We start from the raw sequence: 18,192 nt of genomic DNA, 5'->3' as shown, positions 1-18,192 counted from the left end.
ACGGCCGTTGTCACGCGAGCCGGTCAACTCCCGCTCCCCGTACCGACGTCAGCACGTGAACCGGTCAACTCCCGCTCCCCGTACCGGACTCGTCAGTTGAGCCAGGCGTACAGCGCCAGCCCGGCGAGGAACAGCACCGCGACGGCACCGAGGACCAGGGCGCCAGGACCCGCCGTCAGCGAACGCTCCTGTTCGGCCTGCTTCTCCTGGATGAACGCCTTCGCGTCCGCCTCTGTACGGGTACGCACCCACTGGCCGTTCTGGCCACCGCTCGACAACACCGGTTCCCCCTCCGTCGACTGATCGACTCCTTGCCGGAACTTGAAGATCGAAACATCGGTATGGAGGGACGCCGGTGTGCGGCGCTACTTCGCCGCCAGGTATCCCGGTTCGCGTTCGACCTCACCGGCCCACAGGTGCGGGGCCTGCTGACGGACCGCTTCCGCCAGGGCTTCCCGGTACGGATGGTTGCCGCTGAAGCGGTAGCGCAGCCGGGGCAGTCCGGGGCGGAACGGCTCGTCGTCATGGACGAAGTTGCCCAGTACGGGGTCCTCGGGGTCGATGGCGCCGATCGGGCAGAGATCGAGCGAGTGGTCCCTCCCGGCGGGGCTTCCGCCTGCCTCGCTCCAGTGGTGGACGGTCGCCGCCAGGGAGTCCCAGGGGACGACCTTCAGCCCCGCGCCTTGGCTGACCCACACGCCGGACTCGTCGGTGGCCACGAACAGATCGCGCAGGTCCCGACCCCGGCGGATCACCGTGATGGCCCCGCGCACGCCGACCGCGGGAAGCGCCAGCCCGATGATTCCGCCCAGCACCGATGGCCAGGCCTCGGCGGACTGGGTGGCGGAACGCGCGAAGACCGCGACGAAGGTCAGGGCCAGCGCCGAGTACAGCGCAGCGAGGACCACTCCGAACCTCACCGCCTTCCGGGCCCTCGCTTCTGCGACACGGATGACTGTGGCGGTGGCAGCTGGGCGCGAGGTGAGGGAATCAGGCATGGGGAGGGAGTCTAGGCCCGGTTGACGCGGACCCTTCACTCGGGCAGGCCCGCACCTCTGGCCCACAGCCACCCCACGAAGCAGCCCCGCACCGCCCCCGTACTCCCCGCGGCGTACCCGCACTGCCGCTGGCCGTACGACGACGTGGGCAACCTCTGCGCGCGACTCTCGACTCATCACCAACTGCCACGGCGCGATCCGGCGCCGAAGCCACCGAGGAGATGAGTCGACATGCAGACCCTGGCGCACTGGGACGGCGGGCCCGGCCCGTGGATCCTGTTCTTTCCGCTGATCTGGGCCGCCGTGATCGTCGGCGTCGTCACCGTGCTGCGGCGCACCGTCTGGCGCCGCCGTGGCCGTGGACCGCGCTTCGGTCCGGGCGGTCCGGCCGGTCCGGCCGCGGGCCCCGACCCGCAGTCGCCGATCACGGTGCTCGGGCACCGCTTCGCCTCCGGCGAGATCGACGAGGACGAGTACTGGCGCCGACTGAGCGTCCTGGACGAGCAGTTCGGGCGTGCGTACGGCACCGAGAAGAAGGGCGGTGCGGCGTGAATACCGCGCCTGCCCCGCATGTCGCCGCCCGGGTCGTCGACGCCGTGAAGGTGTACGGCGGCGGTGACACCGAAGTGAGGGCCCTCGACGGGGTGACGGTCGACTTCCCGGCCGGCCGGTTCACCGCGATCATGGGGCCCTCGGGCTCCGGTAAGTCCACCCTGATGCACTGCGCCGCCGGACTCGACACCCTCACCTCCGGCACCGCTGCCATCGGCGGCACCGAACTGAACTCCCTCGACGACCGCCGCCTCACCCTGCTCCGCCGCGACCGCGTCGGCTTCGTGTTCCAGGCGTTCAACCTGCTGCCCACGCTGACGGTCGCGGAGAACATCACGCTGCCGCTCGACCTGGGCGGTGTGCGGGCCGATGCCGAGTGGATCGACGCGCTCGTCGACACCGTCGGCCTGCGCGACCGGCTGCACCACCGGCCCGCCGAACTCTCCGGCGGACAGCAGCAACGCGTCGCCGTGGCAAGGGCGTTCGCGGGCCGGCCCGATGTCGTCTTCGCCGACGAGCCGACCGGCAACCTCGACTCCCGCTCCGGCGCCGAGGTACTCGGACTGCTCGCCCACGCCGTACGGCAGACCCACCGCACCGTCGTCATGGTCACCCACGACCCGGTGGCCGCCGCCCACGCCGACGAGGTGGTCTTCCTCGCCGACGGGCGGCTCGTCGACCGGATGCGGGAACCGACCGCCGACCGCGTACTCGACCGCATGAAGGCCCTGGACACGAAGGCCCTGGATACGAAGGCCCTGGACGGCGCGGGCGAGCGGCGCGGACAAGGAGTGCTGTCATGAGCTCCGCAGCCGCCACCGCGCGGATCAGCCTCTCCTCGCTGCGCGCCCACAAGCGCCGCTTCGCCGGGACCTTCTCGGCCGTGCTGCTCGGCGTCGCCTTCCTGACCGGCACGCTCGTCATGGGTGACACCCTGCGGGCGAGCTTCGACTCGTTGTTCGCGGGGGCCGCGGGCGGCACCGACGCCGTCGTCCGCAGCGCCGACACCATCACCACGCCCGGCCAGAGCCAGGGCGCGCGCGGCCCCGTCGACAGCGACCTCGCCACCCGCGTCGCACAGGTACCGGGTGTCGCCGCCGCCGTCGCGAACATCCAGGGCGCCGGTCAACTCGTGGGCGCCGACGGCGAACCCATCGGCGGCCAGGGACCGCCCACCCTCGCCGGCAACTGGATCGACGACACCCGCCTCAACCCGTACCGGCTCGCCGAGGGCCGCGCCCCGCAGCGCGGCGGCGAGGTCGTCGTGAACCGGGGCGCGGCCGCGACCGGCGGCCTGAAGCTGGGCGACAGCACCGTCCTGCGCACCCCCGAACCGGTACGCGTCACGATCGTCGGCCTTGCCACCTTCGGCGGCGAGAACGGCATGGCGCAGACCACCTTCACCGGCATGACCAGGGCCGACGCCGAGAAGTACCTCACCCCGAAGCCCGGCGAGGCCGCGTCCGTCCTGGTCCGCGCCGGACCCGGCACCAGCCAGCAGGAACTCGTCGACGCGCTCGGCCCCGTCCTGCCCGAGGGCGTCGAGGCGATCACCGGGGAGGCCTCCGCCGCCGAGAACACCGACATGATCTCCGGGCAGTTCCTGGACCTGTTCACCACGTTCCTGCTGGTCTTCTCCGGCATCGCGCTGCTCGTCGCGACGTTCTCGATCCACAACACCTTCGCCATCGTCGTCGCCCAGCGCACCCGCGAGAACGCCCTCCTTCGCGCCCTCGGCGCCGCCCGCCGCCAGGTCGTGGGCGCCGCCCTCGCCGAGGCCGCCGTCGTCGCGGTCGTGGCCTCCGCGGCCGGGCTGCTCGGCGGTATCGGGATCGCCGCCGGACTCCAGGCACTCTTCCCGGCGCTCGGATTCCCGTTCCCCGCGGGCGAGTTGGTGATCGGCGCGGTCTCGCTCGGCCTGCCGCTCCTCGTCGGCGTCGCCGTCTGCCTCGGCTCGGCTCTGCTGCCCGCCGTACGCGCCGGACGTACCGCTCCGCTCGCCGCGCTCCGCGAGACCGCCGTCGACCGCTCGGGCACCGCGCGCGGCCGGGCCGCGACCGGCGTGGCCCTGGCGCTCGTCGCCGTCGGTGTCACCCTCGTCGGTGTGCTCGTCACGCCGTCGATCTGGCTGGCGGGCACCGGCGCCGTACTCGCCCTCGTCGCGTTCGTGGTCCTCGGCCCGGCCGCCTCGACCGGCGCGCTCCGGCTCGCCGCGCCCCTCGACCGGCTGCGCGGCATCACCGGCTCCCTGGCCAGGCGGAACGCGCTGCGCAGCCCCAAGCGCACGGCAGCCACCGCCGCCGCCCTGATGATCGGCGTCGCCGTGGTGGCCCTGTTCACCGTCTTCGGCGCCTCCCTCAAGGCCACCATGGACCAGACCGTCGACCGTTCCTTCGCGGGCGACGTGGCGATCAGCGCCCCCGCGTTCGGCGCGGGCGGCAGCGGGCTCAGCCCCGCGCTCGCGGGCCGCGTCGCGGAACTCCCCGAGGTGGCGAGCGCCGTCGGGCTCGGCCGTGGCGTCGCCGAAGTCGACGGCGCGGGCCGCCAGTTGACGATCACCGACCCCGTGGCCCTCGCCAAGGGCCTGGACCTGGGCGCGGTCAGCGGATCGCTCGACACCCTCGGCGACGACGGCCTCGCGCTGTCCCGCGCCGAAGCCGACCGGCGCGGCCTCGCCCCGGGCGAGCGCGCCGAACTCGCCTTCACCGACGGCACCGAGGACACCTTCACCGTCCGCGCGGTCTACGAACAGTCCGAACTCGCCGGGGACTACGTCCTCACCCGCGAGGCCTGGGCCCCGCACCGCGGCCAGGACTCCGACACCCTGATCGCCGTCACCCTCGACGACGGCGTCCCGGTGGCCGACGGCAAGGCCGCGGTCGACAAGGCGGCCGCCGCGTACGGCAGTCCGGAGGTGCAGACCCGTGCCGAGTACGCGCAGGCCTCGGCAGGCGGCATCGACATGATGCTCACGCTCGTCTACGCGCTGCTCGCCCTCGCGGTCCTCATCGCGCTGCTCGGCATCGCCAACACCCTGACCCTCGCCGTGCACGAACGCACCCGCGAACTCGGACTGCTGCGCGCCGTCGGGCAGACCCGGGCCCAGCTACGGGCCATGGTCCGCTGGGAGTCGGTCCTGGTCGCGGCGTTCGGTACGGCGGGCGGCCTGGTGCTCGGCGCGTTCCTCGGCTGGGTCCTCGTCCAGGCCTCGCAGGGCTCGGGCGACACCGACTTCGCGTTCGCCGTACCGCCCGTGCAGCTCGCCGTGGTCGCGCTCGTCGGCCTGGCCGCGGGAGCACTCGCCGGCTGGCGTCCGGCCCGCCGCGCGGCCCGCCTGGACGTCCTGCACGCGATCGCCACGGAGTGAGGCACGCGGGTACGTGGACACGGGGATGTACGCGGAACCTCACCGCCCGGTCAGCCGGCGACGGCCGACCGGGCGGGAGCCTGTTCCGCGTACGCGGCGTGATCCGGCACCGCCACCGCGGGCGGCACCGTGGGGAGCGTGAACCAGACGGTCTTCCCGCGGCAGTCGCCGTCAGGCCGGACGCCCCAGCTCTCGCTCACCGCGGCGATCAGCGCGAGCCCGCGCCCACCGGTGTCGAAGGAACCGGCCACCCGCAGCTCGGGCAGCCGCGGATCGTGGTCGTGCACCGAGACCGTGAGCCGGTCGAGCAGTAACTCGATCTCCACGGTGCACATCTTGTCCGGACCGGCGTGCCGGTGGACGTTGGTGAGGAGCTCGGTGACCCCGAGCGCGGCACGGTCGACCAGCGGATCGAGATGCCAGTGCCGGAGTTGGGCCGAGATGATTCTGCGGACTTGTCCGATGCGCGACGGAAGGGCCTGGAGACCCACCGTGCAATGCCTGCTCGGGTGGCTGATCACGGCTGCGACTCCCCGAATTGAGGTCCGGAAGAAGACGACGAACGGATCAGGAGTGCCGCACCGGCCGAAGCCGAAGGTCGAAGGCCGAAGCCCGCGAAGCGCCTTGAGCCCCGACGCGTGTCGAGGAGCCCGGCGGATACCGGCCGGAGGAGCGGAATCCTGGATCCCACAGTGCTGCCTGCTGCTGAGGGCGGTGGAACGCTGGCTCCCAGCGTGACCGCCTGTAAACCCTGAGTGACGTGGGTCCAGCGTGACTCAGGGGGTACCGCTCCGCAACTCGGCGCCCGGCCGCGCCTCTTGAGCCGTAGCCCGCGTATCAGCCGCCCGAATCCGCCGTTCCCGCGCGCAAGTCAGCCACCCCGCCCAGGTCAGACGCCGAAGCGCAGCGCGGGTCAGGCGCCCGCGCGCAGCACGGTTCAGACGCCGCAGCGCGGTTCAGACGCCGGAGAGGCGCCCGCCGGCCCTGCGTACCGCGTCGATGAAGCGGCGGGCCGACGGCGGCCCCGCCTCGCCGGGCCGTGGATCGTCCTCGCCGAGGGTCAGGGAGTAGCGGATGCCGTTCACCGTGGCCTGCGCCTTGTCGTCCGGACCGAACCACGGCCGGCCCGCCGACACCGCGGCGAGCGGGGCACTGTCGATCTCGCGTCCGTAACTGGTCAGCAGCTCAAGGCGGCCGTTGTTGATACGGACTTGACCGGCCCGGGTCAGCGAGCGCAGCCTCCGCCCGATCCGCACGCCCGTGGCCGTGAACTCCGGCTCCGCCATGCCGCCCGCCCCCTCATGCGATGAAAACGCCTTCGACCTGCAGTCTGCCCGTCACGGAGGTCGAGCACCAGTGCCCCTGTTCGCGGGGCTGTCCACGCACCGTACGCCGCCGCTCGAACGCGTCTCCGGCGGGGGCCGCGCGCCCAGCGCAGTAAGCGGAGCGATGCGTTCCTTTGAGGCTCTCAAAGGTGTGTTTATGCAGGTGAGAAGCGTGCGGAAGGCGTCGCAAGGTGTCTATCATCGAGCTGTCCGAGAGCGGTCAGGCCGGATTCCGTCAGGGCCGGGCACCAAGCCGAGGAGCAGCGCGTGAGCACCACAGAACAGCCCGGGGCCGCGGTGGCCAGGAGCACACTGGACGTGGACCGCACCGATGCGGCGTACCGCGACTGGCTGAAGGAGGCCGTCCGCAAGGTCCAGGCGGACGCCAACCGCTCCGCCGACACCCATCTGCTGCGCTTTCCGCTGCCGGAGAGCTGGGGCATCGACCTCTACCTCAAGGACGAGTCGACGCACCCGACCGGCAGCCTCAAGCACCGCCTCGCCCGCTCACTTTTCCTCTACGGGCTCTGCAACGGCTGGATCCGCCCGGACCGCCCCGTCATCGAGGCGTCCAGCGGCTCGACGGCCGTCTCCGAGGCGTACTTCGCGAAGCTGATCGGCGTGCCCTTCATCGCCGTGATGCCGCGCACGACCAGCCCCGAGAAGTGCCGCCTGATCCAATTCCACGGCGCCGACTGCCACTTCGTGGACGACCCGCGGACCATGTACGAGGAGGCCGCCCAACTCGCCGTGCGCACCGGCGGCCACTACATGGACCAGTTCACGTACGCGGAGCGGGCCACGGACTGGCGCGGCAACAACAACATCGCCGAATCGATCTACCAGCAACTGCGGTTGGAGCGCTATCCGGAACCCGCGTGGATCGTCGCCACCGCGGGCACCGGCGGCACCTCGGCGACCATCGCCCGCTATGTGCACTACATGCAGCACGACACCCGCATCTGTGTGCCGGACCCGGAGAACTCCTGCTTCTTCGACGGCTGGGTGCACGAGGACCAGGACGCCACGAGCGACTGCGGTTCCCGGATCGAGGGCATCGGCCGCCCGCGCATGGAGCCCAGCTTCGTGACCGGCGCCATCGACCGGATGATGAAGGTGCCGGACGCGGCGAGCGTCGCCGCCGTACGCGCCCTGGAGCAGGCCATCGGCCGCAAGGCGGGCGGCTCGACCGGTACGGGTCTGTGGAGCGCCCTGAAGATCGTCGCCGAGATGGTCGCCGAGGGCCGCACCGGCAGCGTCGTGACCCTGCTCTGCGACCCGGGCGACCGCTACCTCGACAAGTACTACTCGGACACCTGGCTGGCCGAGCAGGGCCTCGACATCAGGCCGTACGCGGCGGCGATCGAATCGCTCCTCGCCACAGGGGTGTGGCCGGACTAGCCACGCCGCTCCGGGGGGCTAGCGCTGGGTGGGGCTCGTCGAGAGGCGTTTGTCCAGGCTGCCGGTCGCGTCCTTGAACGCCTTGGCCACGCCCGGCCGCGCCGCCTTCAGGACGGTACGCAGCGGCGCGGGCCCGTCGGCGGCGAACGTCCACTGGACCCGCGTCCCGGTGCCCGCCGGGGTGAGGTGCCACTCCTCCACGAGGGCCCGCAGGCCGGGGGCGTTGACGGTGTCCACGCGGTACGCGTACCGCTCGTTCGGGTCGGCGGCCAGGATCGACTCCTGGAAGCGCACCCCGCCAAGCAGCTTGACCTCACGGCCCGCGCCGTTCCCGGTGGGGCGGCACAGTGTCACGGCCCTGAACCACGCGGGCCAGCCGGTGACGTCCTCGGCGAGCGCCCGGTACACCGCGGCGGGCGGCGCCGACACCTCGCGCGCGAACACCAGGCGCACCGGCGCGGTCTCGATGAACTCAAGCCCCACGGGGCTCAGTTGGCGGGCCATGGACGCGACACCCCCTGGGTGAACGATCGTTGACAGAGCCCGGTCACCATAGCGGCGGGCCGGGAAGATGTCTCTAGCGGACCGGCGGCGTACGCGGCGTACGGCGAGGGACGCGGCCGCTCAGGCCTCCGCCGCTCTCTCCTCGTCCGAGGCGACGACTCTCTCCTGGTCCGCGGCGACGACTCGCTCCTCGTCCCCGGCGACGACCAGCCGTTCGAGCCGCTCCGCCACATCCGTACGCACCTCCGTCGGAAGGCCGCCGTCCGTCACCCAGGTGTCGACCTGCTCCAGGGCCGCGAACGAACTCAGCCCCACCTTCCCCCACTTGGTGTGGTCGGCGACCACCACGACCCGGCGCGCGGAGTGCACCAGGCGCCGGTTGGTCTCCGCCTCCGCGAGGTTCGGCGTGGAAAGGCCGGCCTCCACCGAGATGCCATGCACCCCGAGGAACAGCACATCGAAGTGGAGCGTGCCGATGGCCAGGTCGGCGACCGGGCCGACCAGGGAGTCCGAGGGTGTGCGCACCCCGCCGGTGAGCACCACCGTGGCCGCGCCCTGACCCGTGCCGCCGGTCCGCTGCGCCGAGTGGAACACGTCCGCGACCCGCACCGAGTTGGTCACCACCGTCAGGTCCGGCACGTCGAGGAGCTGCTGCGCGAGCGCGTACGTCGTCGTACCGCCCGAGAGCGCGATGGCGCTGCCCGGTGCCACCAGCGACGCGGCCGTACGCGCGATGGCCTCCTTGGCGTTGGGTTCGAGCCCGGACTTGGCCTCGAAACCCGGCTCATGGGTGCTCGCCTCGACCACCGGAACCGCCCCGCCGTGCACCTTCTCCAGGACGCCCTGCCGGGCCAGCGCGTCCAGGTCGCGCCGCACCGTCATGTCGGAGACGCCCAGCTTGCGGGTGAGTTCATTGACCCGGACACCACCGCGCCGCCTGACCTCGTCGAGGATCAGGGCCCGACGCTGCTCCGCGAGCAGGTTCTGGTTCTCGCTCACGCCCGGTCCCGGTCCTTCCGTCGAGTGCGGTGCTCGGCCTGCGGCCTCACGCACAGGCCGGGGCAGAGCCGTCTGACGTGAGGTTTTCTCATCCTCGCACGGGGCACTGACAGTCGGGTCATCGCCCGTACGTGGGGGTGGGACCGCACACCTTCGGGAGATTCCGTGACGAGGGGTGCCCACAGGGCTCACGACCGAGGATCCTGGTTCCGCACCATGAACTGAAGAATCACGGGGGGCCGGGGGACCAGTGCGGCACGCGACGTCGAAGGACACCACAGCACAGCAGGACCAGGACCAGGACCAGGGGCAGAGCTCAAGCAAGCCTTCGACGCAGGAGCGTCAGGAGCACCAGGAGCACCAGGCCGCCCCCGTGGCGGGCGGCGACCGGATCGCCCTGGAACTGCTCGTGCACGGAGTCGGCGGCACCACGCCGCAGGAGATGCTCAACGACCCGAGCACGGTACGGATCACCGGCGACGGAACCGCGGCCGTGCACCGCCGCGCCGAGGACGTGGAGGCCGAGCAGCACCCCGAGGAGTACGAGGGCAGGCCGGTCCCCGAGGCGTACGTCTGGTCCAACCTCACCTCGGGCAACGGCTCCCGCGCCCTGTGGCTGTTGCTGCTGCCGTTCATGGTCGTCAACCTCGCCCACTGGATGCGCCCCACCGCGAGCGGCATGCGCCGGGCGGTACGCGCGTACGGCATGTTCGTCCGCCTCGTCGCCCTCACCCTCACCGTCCTTCTCGTGGCCGCCGTCTGCGAGGTCGCCCTCGACCTCACGGCCTGGCAGTGCGCGGGCACACGCGCGTGCGCCGGGGAACGCGCCTGGCTCACCTTCCTGTCGCCCTCCGAGAACCCCGACGGCTGGTGGACCCAGCCCGGCCGCCGCCTCGCCCTCGCCGCCCTCGCCCCCGCGGCGCTCACCGCGCTGCTCTGGTACCTGTCGCAGCGCACCTGGAGCGCGTACGAATCGCAGCAGCCGCTGCCGCACCAGAGCGAGCCCGAGGAGGACGGCCCGCGCAGCGCCCTGAGCCGGCCCGGCTTCTGGTACGGGCGCCGCCTCGTCGCCCGCCTGCGCGCCGCCCACACCGCCGCGGGCCTGCTCACCGTCGCCGCCGCCGTCGGCACCTCCGCCGCCCGCCACGACCGCACGGCGGGCGACGGCGCCCTCCAGGTGGTCGGTATCGCCCTCGAAGCCGTACTCGTCCTCGGCGTCGTGACCGTCGTGGCCGTGGTGTGCCGTCGCGGCCGCAGCGAGAGCACCGTCGACGGGCACCTGGACCGCATCGTCCGCGTCCTGCCCCTCACCGCACTCGCCGTCCTCGGCCTCGCCATGGTCTACGCGGCCTGGGACCGGCCCGGCTGGCGCTCCTCGGGCCGCCTCCCCGGCTACGAGACCTTCGGCGTGATCGCCCTCGTACAGGGCCTCCTCGTCCTCGCCCTGGCCGCCGTCGCCCTCGCCCTGTACCGCCGAAGCCGCGTACCGGGCACGGCACTTGGCGGCGTCGGCGGCCCGGCCGTGGCGATGCTGGCCTGCGCGCTCGGCGGTGTGATGTCCGGCGGTGTCGCCCAGCGCGTCGGTGACTGGCTGGACGGCGGCGGCACCCCCGGCGAGAGCGGCGCCGCGTTCGTCGGCCCGCCCGTCGTGCTGTCCTGGCAGGCCGCGGTGATCCCGGTGCTGCTCGTCGTCGTGCTGCTGCTCGGCGTGATCCTGCTGCTCCGCACCCGCCAGCGCGCCCGCCTGGAGATCCGCCGCGTACCCGACGAGTACGACGTGAAGCAGCCCGATCCGGAACGCACCCGCCGTATCGCGGGCACACGCGCGCGTGCCGCGCTCACCGACCACGCGCCGGTCATCGCCGGCATCGTCTCCGCCCTCACGCTGCTGCTCGGCGCCACCGCACTGGTCGGCGCCTGGGGTACCGGCCAGGTACCGGGCGAAGCCGCCGAAGGCACACCCGCGTTCATCGAGGGCGTCGCCGACACCACCGAGGCACTCGGCTCCTGGCTGATCGGCTTCGGCTTCATACTCTTCGTCACCTGGGGCCGCCGCGCCTACCGCGACCCCTCGGCCCGCCGCACCATCGGCATCCTCTGGGACGTCGGTACGTTCTGGCCGCGCGCCGCCCACCCCTTCGCGCCGCCCTGCTACGCGGAGCGCGCGGTGCCCGACCTGACCTGGCGGATGGCGACCTGGACCCGGCAGACCGGCGGCCGCCTCGTCATCTCCGGGCACTCCCAGGGCAGCGTCCTCGCCGCCGCCGCGGTCTGGCAACTGCGCCCCTCGGTACGTCGCCGCGTCGCCCTGCTCACCTACGGCTCACCGCTGCGCCGCCTCTACGGCCGCTGGTTCCCCGCCCACTTCGGGCCTACCGCGCTGATGTCCCTGCACCGCGAAGTCGACTGCTGGCGCAATCTGCACCGGCTCACCGACCCCATCGGCGGCCCCATCGACCTGCCCGGCGCCTGCGGCCCCGACGTCGACCACGCCCCTCTCAAGGACCCGCTCGCGTACGGGCGTACGGAGAGCCGGCCGCTGCCCGCGCCCATCCTCGGGCACGGCGACTACCAGGCCGACCCGGCCTTCGCGGAGGTGCGCGGCAGGCTGCTCGCCCGGCTGCGCCCCGGCGCCGTACCCGAGCAGGAGCACCGGTGCGCGGCCGAAGGGTGCGTGGCAGAAGCGGCCGAGGCGGCAGAACAGGCAGAAGCGGCCGAAGAGGCGCAGGCGGCCGCTGAACTGCCCGCGCCCCGCACGGACGACGCCGAGGCCGCGGGCCCGTCCGCGAGCGCCTCCGGCGGCCCCTCGGGCGCCGAGCCCGGTCAGGGCAGCTCGGGCAGGTCCTCGGGGTAGAGCAGGGTCAGGTCGTCCGTGCTCATCTCGGCGAGCTGGGCGACCCGGCCCGCGTGCCGCTCCACCATCGCCTCGAAGGTCTGCCGCGCGGTCCGGCCGTTGCCGAACGCCTCGCCCTTCGGCAGCACCGTGAAGTACTTCAGGAGCGCCTCGGACGAACCGGTGCCGAGCCGGTACTCGTGCTCGTCGGCCTGCTGCTCCACGATCCGCAGCAGCTCCTCCGGCGCGTAGTCACCGAAGGTGATGGTGCGTGAGAACCGGGACGCCACACCGGGGTTGACGGACAGGAAGCGCCGCATCTCCGCCGTGTACCCGGCGACGATCACCACGACGGCCTCCCGGTGGTCCTCCATCAGCTTCACCAGGGTGTCGATCGCCTCACGGCCGAAGTCGCGCCCCGAGTCCTCCGGCGACAGCGCGTACGCCTCGTCGATGAACAGCACGCCGCCACGCGCGCGTTCGAAGGCCTCCTGGGTGCGGATCGCCGTCGAGCCGATGTGCTCGCCGACCAGGTCGACGCGCGACACCTCGACCAGATGGCCCTTCTCCAGCACTCCGAGCGAGGCGAGGATCTCGCCGTACAGCCGGGCCACGGTCGTCTTTCCGGTGCCGGGGGAGCCGGTGAAGACCAGGTGGCGGCGGACCGACGCGGCCTTCAGACCGGCCAGTTGACGCTTCCGGCCGACCTCGATCATGTCGGTGAGGGCCCGCACCTCGCGCTTGACGCTGTCCAGGCCCACCAGAGTGTCGAGTTCACCGAGGACGTCGTTCGAGCTGCGCACCGGCTCGGCCGCCACCGCGGGTTCCGTGGGGCGCTGTTCGGGCACCCCGCCGAGCAGCCCGGCCTGCTGCGTGGCGCGCTGCACGGTGGGCTCCGGCGCGGCGGGCGGCGCCGCGCCCGCGCTCTCGTCGCTCGTGCAGTCCTCCACCTGAGGCCCGCCCGTACCGCCCGAGGTCTGCGCGCCGCCGCCGTCCCCGAACTCGTAACCCCCGCGCGCGCAGCGCTCCGTACGGCACCGCCGCAGCGTGGAGCGGCAGCCGTCGAGTACATGGAAGCCGTACCCGCCGCTGCCCGTGACCCGGCAGTTGACGAAGCTGCCGCGGCCCTCGGCGGAGACGTAGAAACCGGCCTCCGACGGCGAGGTGACCGCGCACCGCTCCACCGTGGGGTCGGCCCCCTTGGTGACGATCACGCCGGTCTGTACGCCGTCGATCGTGCACCCGGAGAGCGTGCCGCCGCTGCCGTGGTCGCGGAACCAGGCACCGGTGGCGACCTCACGGATACGGCAGTCGTCCAGCTGCGCGATGGCGCCGTCACTCACCGAGACCGCCGTGTTGCGCACCTGCGAGAGGTCGCTGTCCACGACGTCGACCCGCGAGCCCCGGTCGAGCACGAACAGCGCGTCCGGCACGTCATGCACCCGGCAGGCGTCGAGCACGGCGGTCGCGCCGTCACTCACCCACACCGCCGGGTAGTCGCCCGTACTGTCGTGGATCTCCGCCTGGTTGGCGTCCACGCGCGTGCCGGGGTCCCACACGGACAGGCCGTTGCGCCCGAAGCGGCTGATGGTGGAGCGGGTCAGGGTGAGTACGGAACGGGACCGCAGGTCGACCGCGTTCTCCGGGATGTCGTGCAGATGGCAGTCGGCCAGCGTCAGCACGGCGTCCGTGTCGAGCGTGATGCCGTCGGCGGTCGTACGGTGCACCTCGCAGTCGGTGAAGTGCGCGCCGGCCCGCCCGGTGATCTGCACACCGGTGCCCTTGACCTCGTACACCTCACAACCCAGCGCCTCCAGGCCGGAGTTCTCGCCGGTCACGGAGATCCCGGTGCCCGAGGTGTGGTGCACCCGGCAGCGTTCCAGGCGCGGGTGGGCGCCGCCACGCACGGCCACGCCGCTCTGTCCGGCCGCGACGACCTCGCACTCCTCGAAGACACCGCCGGCCCCGTCGAGTACGGCGATCCCGATGCCGCCCGGATTGTCGACGGTGCAGCGGCGCACCGTGGGACGCGCGCCGGAGCGCACTTCGAGGCCGGACGCGGAGCGCGTGACGATCCGCAGATCGGTCAGCTCGGGCGCACCGTCCTCGACGAGCAGCGCGGGCGCCGCCGCGTCCTGGCCCTCCAGCTGCAGGTCCTGCAGCACGGCGGAGGCGCGCACGGTCAGCGGCACACCGTCGGCGGGCGCGATGCGCACGGAGCCGGGGGAGCCCTCCGGACCGCGCAGCGTCACCGCCCGCCCCACCACAAGATTCTCCCGGTACGTCCCCGGGGCCACGGTCAGTACGTCGCCGTCGCCGGCCGCATCGAGGGCCGCGGCGAGCGACGCGTACTCGCCCGTGCGGCGCCGCCACCTCGAAGTGCCGGTGTGCGTCACCTGGACCGTGCCCTGTGCCATGGCGCTGTTCTGCCCCCACCTCGTGCGATCCCGACGGACTGGCGTCCACCGTAGCGTGCGCGGGGGAGGGGAGTTGACCGCTCTCCCGGTCGGTTGCCCGGTCCGCTGCCCGGTCCGCCCGGAGGCCGTGGGCGGGCGGTGTGGCGGCGGGGTGCGCGAGCCGTGCCGGAGACGGTCGCGCTCTGTCCGGAATCAGCTCAACTGCCGGTTCCTGTACGGCCCCAGTCGGGACCGGCCTTCGCCCATTCACTGTCCCACGCCGCGTACCGACGGCAGACGAGCCGCCAGACCAGGATCCGCCGCATGCCCTCGACGGCGGCACCGGTCGCCGCGGCCACACCGAAGCCCGCGAGCACCGAGTGCGTGGTGGCCGTACCGGCGTCCATCGGGCGGGTGGTGGGGCGGCCCGCGCTGTCCGTCCACAGCCGGAAACGGTCACCGGGAGTGGCGGCCGAGGCGCCGGCCGTGACGGGCCCGGTGCGTCGACTGCCGTCGGGCGCCGTCCAGTTGGCGACGACCCGGTGGTGACCGTCGCGCGCCGACGCGGTCTCGGGGTCGGGGTCCACCGGCGGCTGCGTCATGGTTCTGACCACGGTCGCCGTCACTGTGTGACGCTCCGCGTGCTGTGCGCGTACGGCCGCGTGCAGCGCGTCCTCGGTGACCGAGCCGGTCACGGTGCCGACCAGCGGGGCGGCGACCAGCATGAGTACCGCGGCCGCCAAGGCCACCCAGGCCTCGACGGCATCGGTCGTACGGCGCAGCGGATTGTGCCGCCAGCGCCAGATACCGGTGATTGCCCGCACGATCCTGCACCCCCCTTCCGCGTCCGTCCTGTCCGGAAACGGCACGGTTCAAGCGCGGGTGGCCCCGAGAGAGAGCGACATCACCCTCCTCAGCGGCTCGCCACACCGAAAACCGGTCACGTGTCCGAGCCGCTCCGCGGTCCGTCGAACCGGCTCGGGTGCCCGGTGGTCGCATCATCGCCGACTGCGACCCGCACCGCTCTCTGCCCAGTGTGCTCCCGCTCGCTTTCGGCCACACTCCGGGGTGCGGAAGCGGAGGCCAGGCCCTTGCACGCAGTCGCCGAGCGTAACGGTCGTACTGAACGCAACGGCCGTACCGGGAGAGCGGGTTCCTGGGGCGGGTGCTATTCGAGGATCTCCAGGGGGTCCCCGATGCGTATGGTGCCGGTGTTCTCGGGCACCAGGTTCTGGCCGAAGACCAGCTGGTCGCCGAAGCGGCGGTGCCGGGCGAGGGTGCGCAGCGGTTCCTTGCCGCGCTCGGCGGTGCGCTGGTCGGTGGTCGTCACCACGCACCGGCCGCAGGGCTTGGCGACACGGAAGGTGACCTCACCTATGGCGATGCGTGACCAGTCGTCCTCGGCCCAGGGGGCGGTGCCGTCGACGACGACATTGGGGCGGAACCGGTTCATGGGGAGCGGGCCCTCGTCGGCGTGATCACCCTGCTCGATCAGGGAGTTGAGCGCGTCGAGGGAGGAGAGCGCCGCGAGCAGCAGCGGGAATCCGTCCGCGAAGCTGACGGTCTCGCCGGGCCGGGCGAACTCGGGATCGAGCGGCCGCCGGCTCGCCGGGTCGTCCAGGTGCACCAGGCGTATCTCGGTGTCGAGCCAGTCGCTCAGCCAGTCGCTCGCCGAAGCCGCCGCCGGAACGGCCTCGACCTGGTCGTGCCAGACCTCCACGGGCACCGTGTGCGCGCTGTCCGGTACGGACACGGTCAGCGGCCTGCGGCCGGGAACGGACAGCCGCAGCCCGCCTCCGGGCTGCGGCTCCGCGGCCACCAGCGCGAGGCGCGGCTGGTGGCGCTGCGTGACATAACGGCCGTCCGGCTCGACGGCCATCCACCGACGGTCGCCCGCGAGCCCCCAGGGCTCCACGACAGCCTCCGTCGGCGCATACCCCTGCACCGACTTGAGCGGGTGGACGCGGATCGAGCGCAGCGATGGTTTCGGCATGGGGCCATCCTGCCAGCAGGCACTGACAGCCCCGGGCGCCGGTCGATCCGTCAGTAACCCCGGCCGGGCTGCTGGCGGTAGTACGGGTCTTCGTACTGGCTGGGCGCCGGAGCGGGGCGCGGCGTCGCCGGTCGCATCGTCTCGTAACCGGTGCCGCCGCCGAACGGCCGCTGCTGCTGCGGCTGTCCACCCCCGTAACCGCGCGGCCCGGCGGCCTGCTGCGGAATGTGCGGGGCGGGAGCGGGCTGCATCGGGGCCTGCTGCGCCTGCGACGGGTAGCCGTAGGAGCTGTTCGGTGCGGAGGGCCCGGCCGGCAGCGCGGGCAGTGCCGCGGGCAGCGCGGGCAGGCTGCTGCCGGTGTCGTAAGCGGAGGGAACCCGGATCGGGGCGATCTGCGGAGTGCCGCGCTCAGCCACGAGCGAGTCATAGATCGGGGTGTCCGGGAAGGACGGCGCGGAGTAGTAACCGCCGCCATAGGTGGAGCGGGGGGAGGTCATGCCACATAAGTTAAGCCCAAGATGTGCTGGTTGGATAGCCCTGACATAGGTGTGGCGTGTGGGCAAGGAACTGCCTCGTGTTGACCTTTCCTTCGATTGAGGAGAGGGCGACGCCCGACCGTCGCCGCGACGGCACCCCGAACCGTCGGATCCTCCCGCCTCCGCCCCCGTACCCCGCTCGCCTGCGCGGTGCTGTGCGGGAACGTCGCCGCAGCTCGGGCTCGACCTCGCGACAGGGCGGCCACGACGCGACGAACGGCCCGGCACCGGCCTGTTCCCCGACCGTCAACTCGGGTACTCCCGAGGGGTGAAGTCGACACCGCGCGTATATTCGATCCACGTCGTGGAGAGGGCGCGGGAATTCACCCTGGGCGGTGACTTCCACGCTCATCGTCCTGAGCGCTTTTCGCCGCTTCCCCGAGTCGTCCGGGCCGAAGACACTCACTTCTTAATACGTGCACCCCGCGCGGATCACCGTTCGACTTCTCCGGATTCTCGCCGCCGAGCCGTGTTTCCTTCAGCGGCTGTTCAAGATCTACGGGTTCCTTCTCGCTTGGTACGAGGGCGAGTTGAGCGCTCCGGGTGCGGTGCGACGGTTCCGTACGCGGGGGTGGCGGGCGGCGCGCCGGCACCCCGGGGAGGGGCTCCTCGCGGTGCGGGGATTAGGTTGGCCGGTATCCGACCGGCCGCGCCCGCGCGGTCGTTCACCGGCCTTCCCGACCCGACAACGCGCAATGGGGGCGGACATGTCAATGCCTAAAGGATCGAACGTTCCGGTGCCCGCGCCCGCGGTGCGCGTGGAGATCGGCTGGCGGTCGGGCCCCGGAGTGCCGGACGCCGACGCCTCGGCGCTGCTGCTCGCGGCGGGCAAGGTGCGCTCCGACGCGGACTTCGTCTTCTACAACCAGGCCCAGCACTCCTCGGGCGCGGTGCGGCACGAAGGCAAGCGGCCCGCAGGTGGCCAGGTGACGGACACGCTCGTCGTGGACCTCGCGCGCGTGGAGCCGGAAATCGAGACCGTGGTGCTCGCCGCCTCGTCCGACGGTGGCTCGTTCGGACAGATCCCCGGACTGCACATCCGGCTCGTCGACGCGGCGAACGGTGCCGAACTCGCCCGCTACGACAGCGGCGACGCCTCCATGGAGACGGCTTTCGTACTCGGCGAGCTCTACCGGCGCCAGGGCGCCTGGAAGTTCCGCGCGGTCGGACAGGGCTACGACAGCGGCCTCGCGGGACTCGCCACCGACTTCGGCATCGCCGTCGAAGCGCCCGAAGAAGCCCCGGCGGCGCCCGTATCGGCCGCCCCCGCCGCCCCCGTACAGCCGCC

Annotated in this window: 16 protein-coding genes; 6 read left to right on the top strand and 10 right to left on the bottom strand. The window is 72.5% G+C overall.

Annotated features, from left to right (window positions below; genetic code table 11):
• Nucleotides 1-92: 92 nt before the first annotated feature.
• Together GUY60_RS03200 and GUY60_RS03195 are read right to left on the bottom strand one after the other, a co-directional pair.
• Entirely contained in the window at nt 93-281 is a 189-nt protein-coding gene (locus GUY60_RS03200) for a hypothetical protein (RefSeq protein WP_312866163.1), read from the bottom strand.
• Between the two features lie 84 nt (nt 282-365).
• A complete protein-coding gene (locus GUY60_RS03195) occupies nt 366-998 on the bottom strand; it encodes a hypothetical protein (RefSeq protein ID WP_161693495.1) in 633 nt (210 codons plus the stop codon).
• Nucleotides 999-1,229: 231 nt separating this feature from the next.
• On the opposite strand from GUY60_RS03195, the gene GUY60_RS03190 reads away from it, so the two are divergent.
• Genes GUY60_RS03190 through GUY60_RS03180 form a run of 3 tightly spaced genes read left to right on the top strand, consistent with a single transcriptional unit; the run spans nt 1,230 to nt 4,917 of the window.
• The gene (locus GUY60_RS03190; RefSeq protein ID WP_161693493.1) at nt 1,230-1,550 is read left to right on the top strand and encodes an SHOCT domain-containing protein; all 321 of its coding nucleotides are present in this window, start codon (nt 1,230-1,232) and stop codon (nt 1,548-1,550) included.
• Nucleotides 1,547-2,353 (top strand): ABC transporter ATP-binding protein, encoded by an 807-nt coding sequence (locus tag GUY60_RS03185; RefSeq protein ID WP_161693491.1) that lies wholly within the window; start codon nt 1,547-1,549, stop codon nt 2,351-2,353. Before GUY60_RS03190 ends, GUY60_RS03185 begins: the two co-directional genes overlap by 4 nt.
• Nucleotides 2,350-4,917, top strand: coding sequence for an ABC transporter permease (locus tag GUY60_RS03180; RefSeq protein ID WP_161693489.1), 2,568 nt, complete (start codon nt 2,350-2,352; stop codon nt 4,915-4,917). The genes GUY60_RS03185 and GUY60_RS03180 overlap by 4 nt, the downstream gene beginning before the upstream one ends.
• Before the next feature lie 50 nt (nt 4,918-4,967).
• On the opposite strand, the gene GUY60_RS03175 is transcribed toward GUY60_RS03180, so the two are convergent.
• Complete coding sequence (locus GUY60_RS03175) at nt 4,968-5,438, bottom strand: ATP-binding protein (protein ID WP_161693487.1); 471 nt, start codon at nt 5,436-5,438, stop codon at nt 4,968-4,970.
• 435 nt (nt 5,439-5,873) lie between these two features.
• Nucleotides 5,874-6,203, bottom strand: coding sequence for a hypothetical protein (locus GUY60_RS03170; RefSeq protein ID WP_161693485.1), 330 nt, complete (start codon nt 6,201-6,203; stop codon nt 5,874-5,876).
• A gap of 306 nt (nt 6,204-6,509) precedes the next feature.
• Between GUY60_RS03170 and GUY60_RS03165 the strand changes: the two genes are divergently transcribed.
• Nucleotides 6,510-7,643: a PLP-dependent cysteine synthase family protein gene (locus GUY60_RS03165; RefSeq protein ID WP_161693483.1), complete on the top strand. Its 1,134-nt coding sequence runs from the start codon at nt 6,510-6,512 to the stop codon at nt 7,641-7,643.
• Nucleotides 7,644-7,661: 18 nt separating this feature from the next.
• Here GUY60_RS03165 and GUY60_RS03160 read toward each other — a convergent pair whose 3' ends face one another.
• Both GUY60_RS03160 and GUY60_RS03155 read right to left on the bottom strand, forming a co-directional pair.
• Complete coding sequence (locus tag GUY60_RS03160) at nt 7,662-8,147, bottom strand: SRPBCC family protein (RefSeq protein WP_161693481.1); 486 nt, start codon at nt 8,145-8,147, stop codon at nt 7,662-7,664.
• Nucleotides 8,148-8,267: 120 nt separating this feature from the next.
• Nucleotides 8,268-9,146 carry a DeoR/GlpR family DNA-binding transcription regulator gene (locus GUY60_RS03155; protein ID WP_161693480.1) on the bottom strand — a complete coding sequence of 293 codons (879 nt, stop codon included), beginning with the start codon at nt 9,144-9,146 and terminating at the stop codon, nt 8,268-8,270.
• A gap of 373 nt (nt 9,147-9,519) precedes the next feature.
• Here GUY60_RS03155 and GUY60_RS03150 point away from each other — a divergent pair, with 373 nt between their 5' ends.
• Nucleotides 9,520-12,000 carry a hypothetical protein gene (locus GUY60_RS03150; protein WP_312866166.1) on the top strand — a complete coding sequence of 827 codons (2,481 nt, stop codon included), beginning with the start codon at nt 9,520-9,522 and terminating at the stop codon, nt 11,998-12,000.
• Here GUY60_RS03150 and GUY60_RS03145 read toward each other — a convergent pair.
• From GUY60_RS03145 to GUY60_RS03130, 4 genes are all read right to left on the bottom strand, one after another.
• Nucleotides 11,970-14,396, bottom strand: coding sequence for a right-handed parallel beta-helix repeat-containing protein (locus GUY60_RS03145; protein ID WP_161693478.1), 2,427 nt, complete (start codon nt 14,394-14,396; stop codon nt 11,970-11,972). The two genes, GUY60_RS03150 and GUY60_RS03145, sit on opposite strands and share 31 nt — an antisense overlap.
• 197 nt (nt 14,397-14,593) lie before the next feature.
• Nucleotides 14,594-15,199 (bottom strand): Rv1733c family protein, encoded by a 606-nt coding sequence (locus GUY60_RS03140; protein ID WP_161693477.1) that lies wholly within the window; start codon nt 15,197-15,199, stop codon nt 14,594-14,596.
• Between the two features lie 344 nt (nt 15,200-15,543).
• Nucleotides 15,544-16,368: an MOSC domain-containing protein gene (locus GUY60_RS03135; RefSeq protein WP_161693476.1), complete on the bottom strand. Its 825-nt coding sequence runs from the start codon at nt 16,366-16,368 to the stop codon at nt 15,544-15,546.
• 50 nt (nt 16,369-16,418) lie between these two features.
• Nucleotides 16,419-16,865 (bottom strand): DUF6643 family protein, encoded by a 447-nt coding sequence (locus GUY60_RS03130; protein WP_161693475.1) that lies wholly within the window; start codon nt 16,863-16,865, stop codon nt 16,419-16,421.
• Nucleotides 16,866-17,611: 746 nt separating this feature from the next.
• On the opposite strand from GUY60_RS03130, the gene GUY60_RS03125 reads away from it, so the two are divergent.
• A partial coding sequence (locus GUY60_RS03125) for a TerD family protein (RefSeq protein ID WP_161693474.1) occupies nt 17,612-18,192 on the top strand: 581 nt, incomplete at its 3' end.

Source organism: Streptomyces boluensis (assembly GCF_009908195.1).
GTDB classification, from domain to species: Bacteria; Actinomycetota; Actinomycetes; order Streptomycetales; family Streptomycetaceae; genus Streptomyces; species Streptomyces boluensis.
The sequence above is the reverse complement of the archived record's forward strand: the minus strand, read 5'-3'. Positions and strand labels throughout refer to the sequence as shown.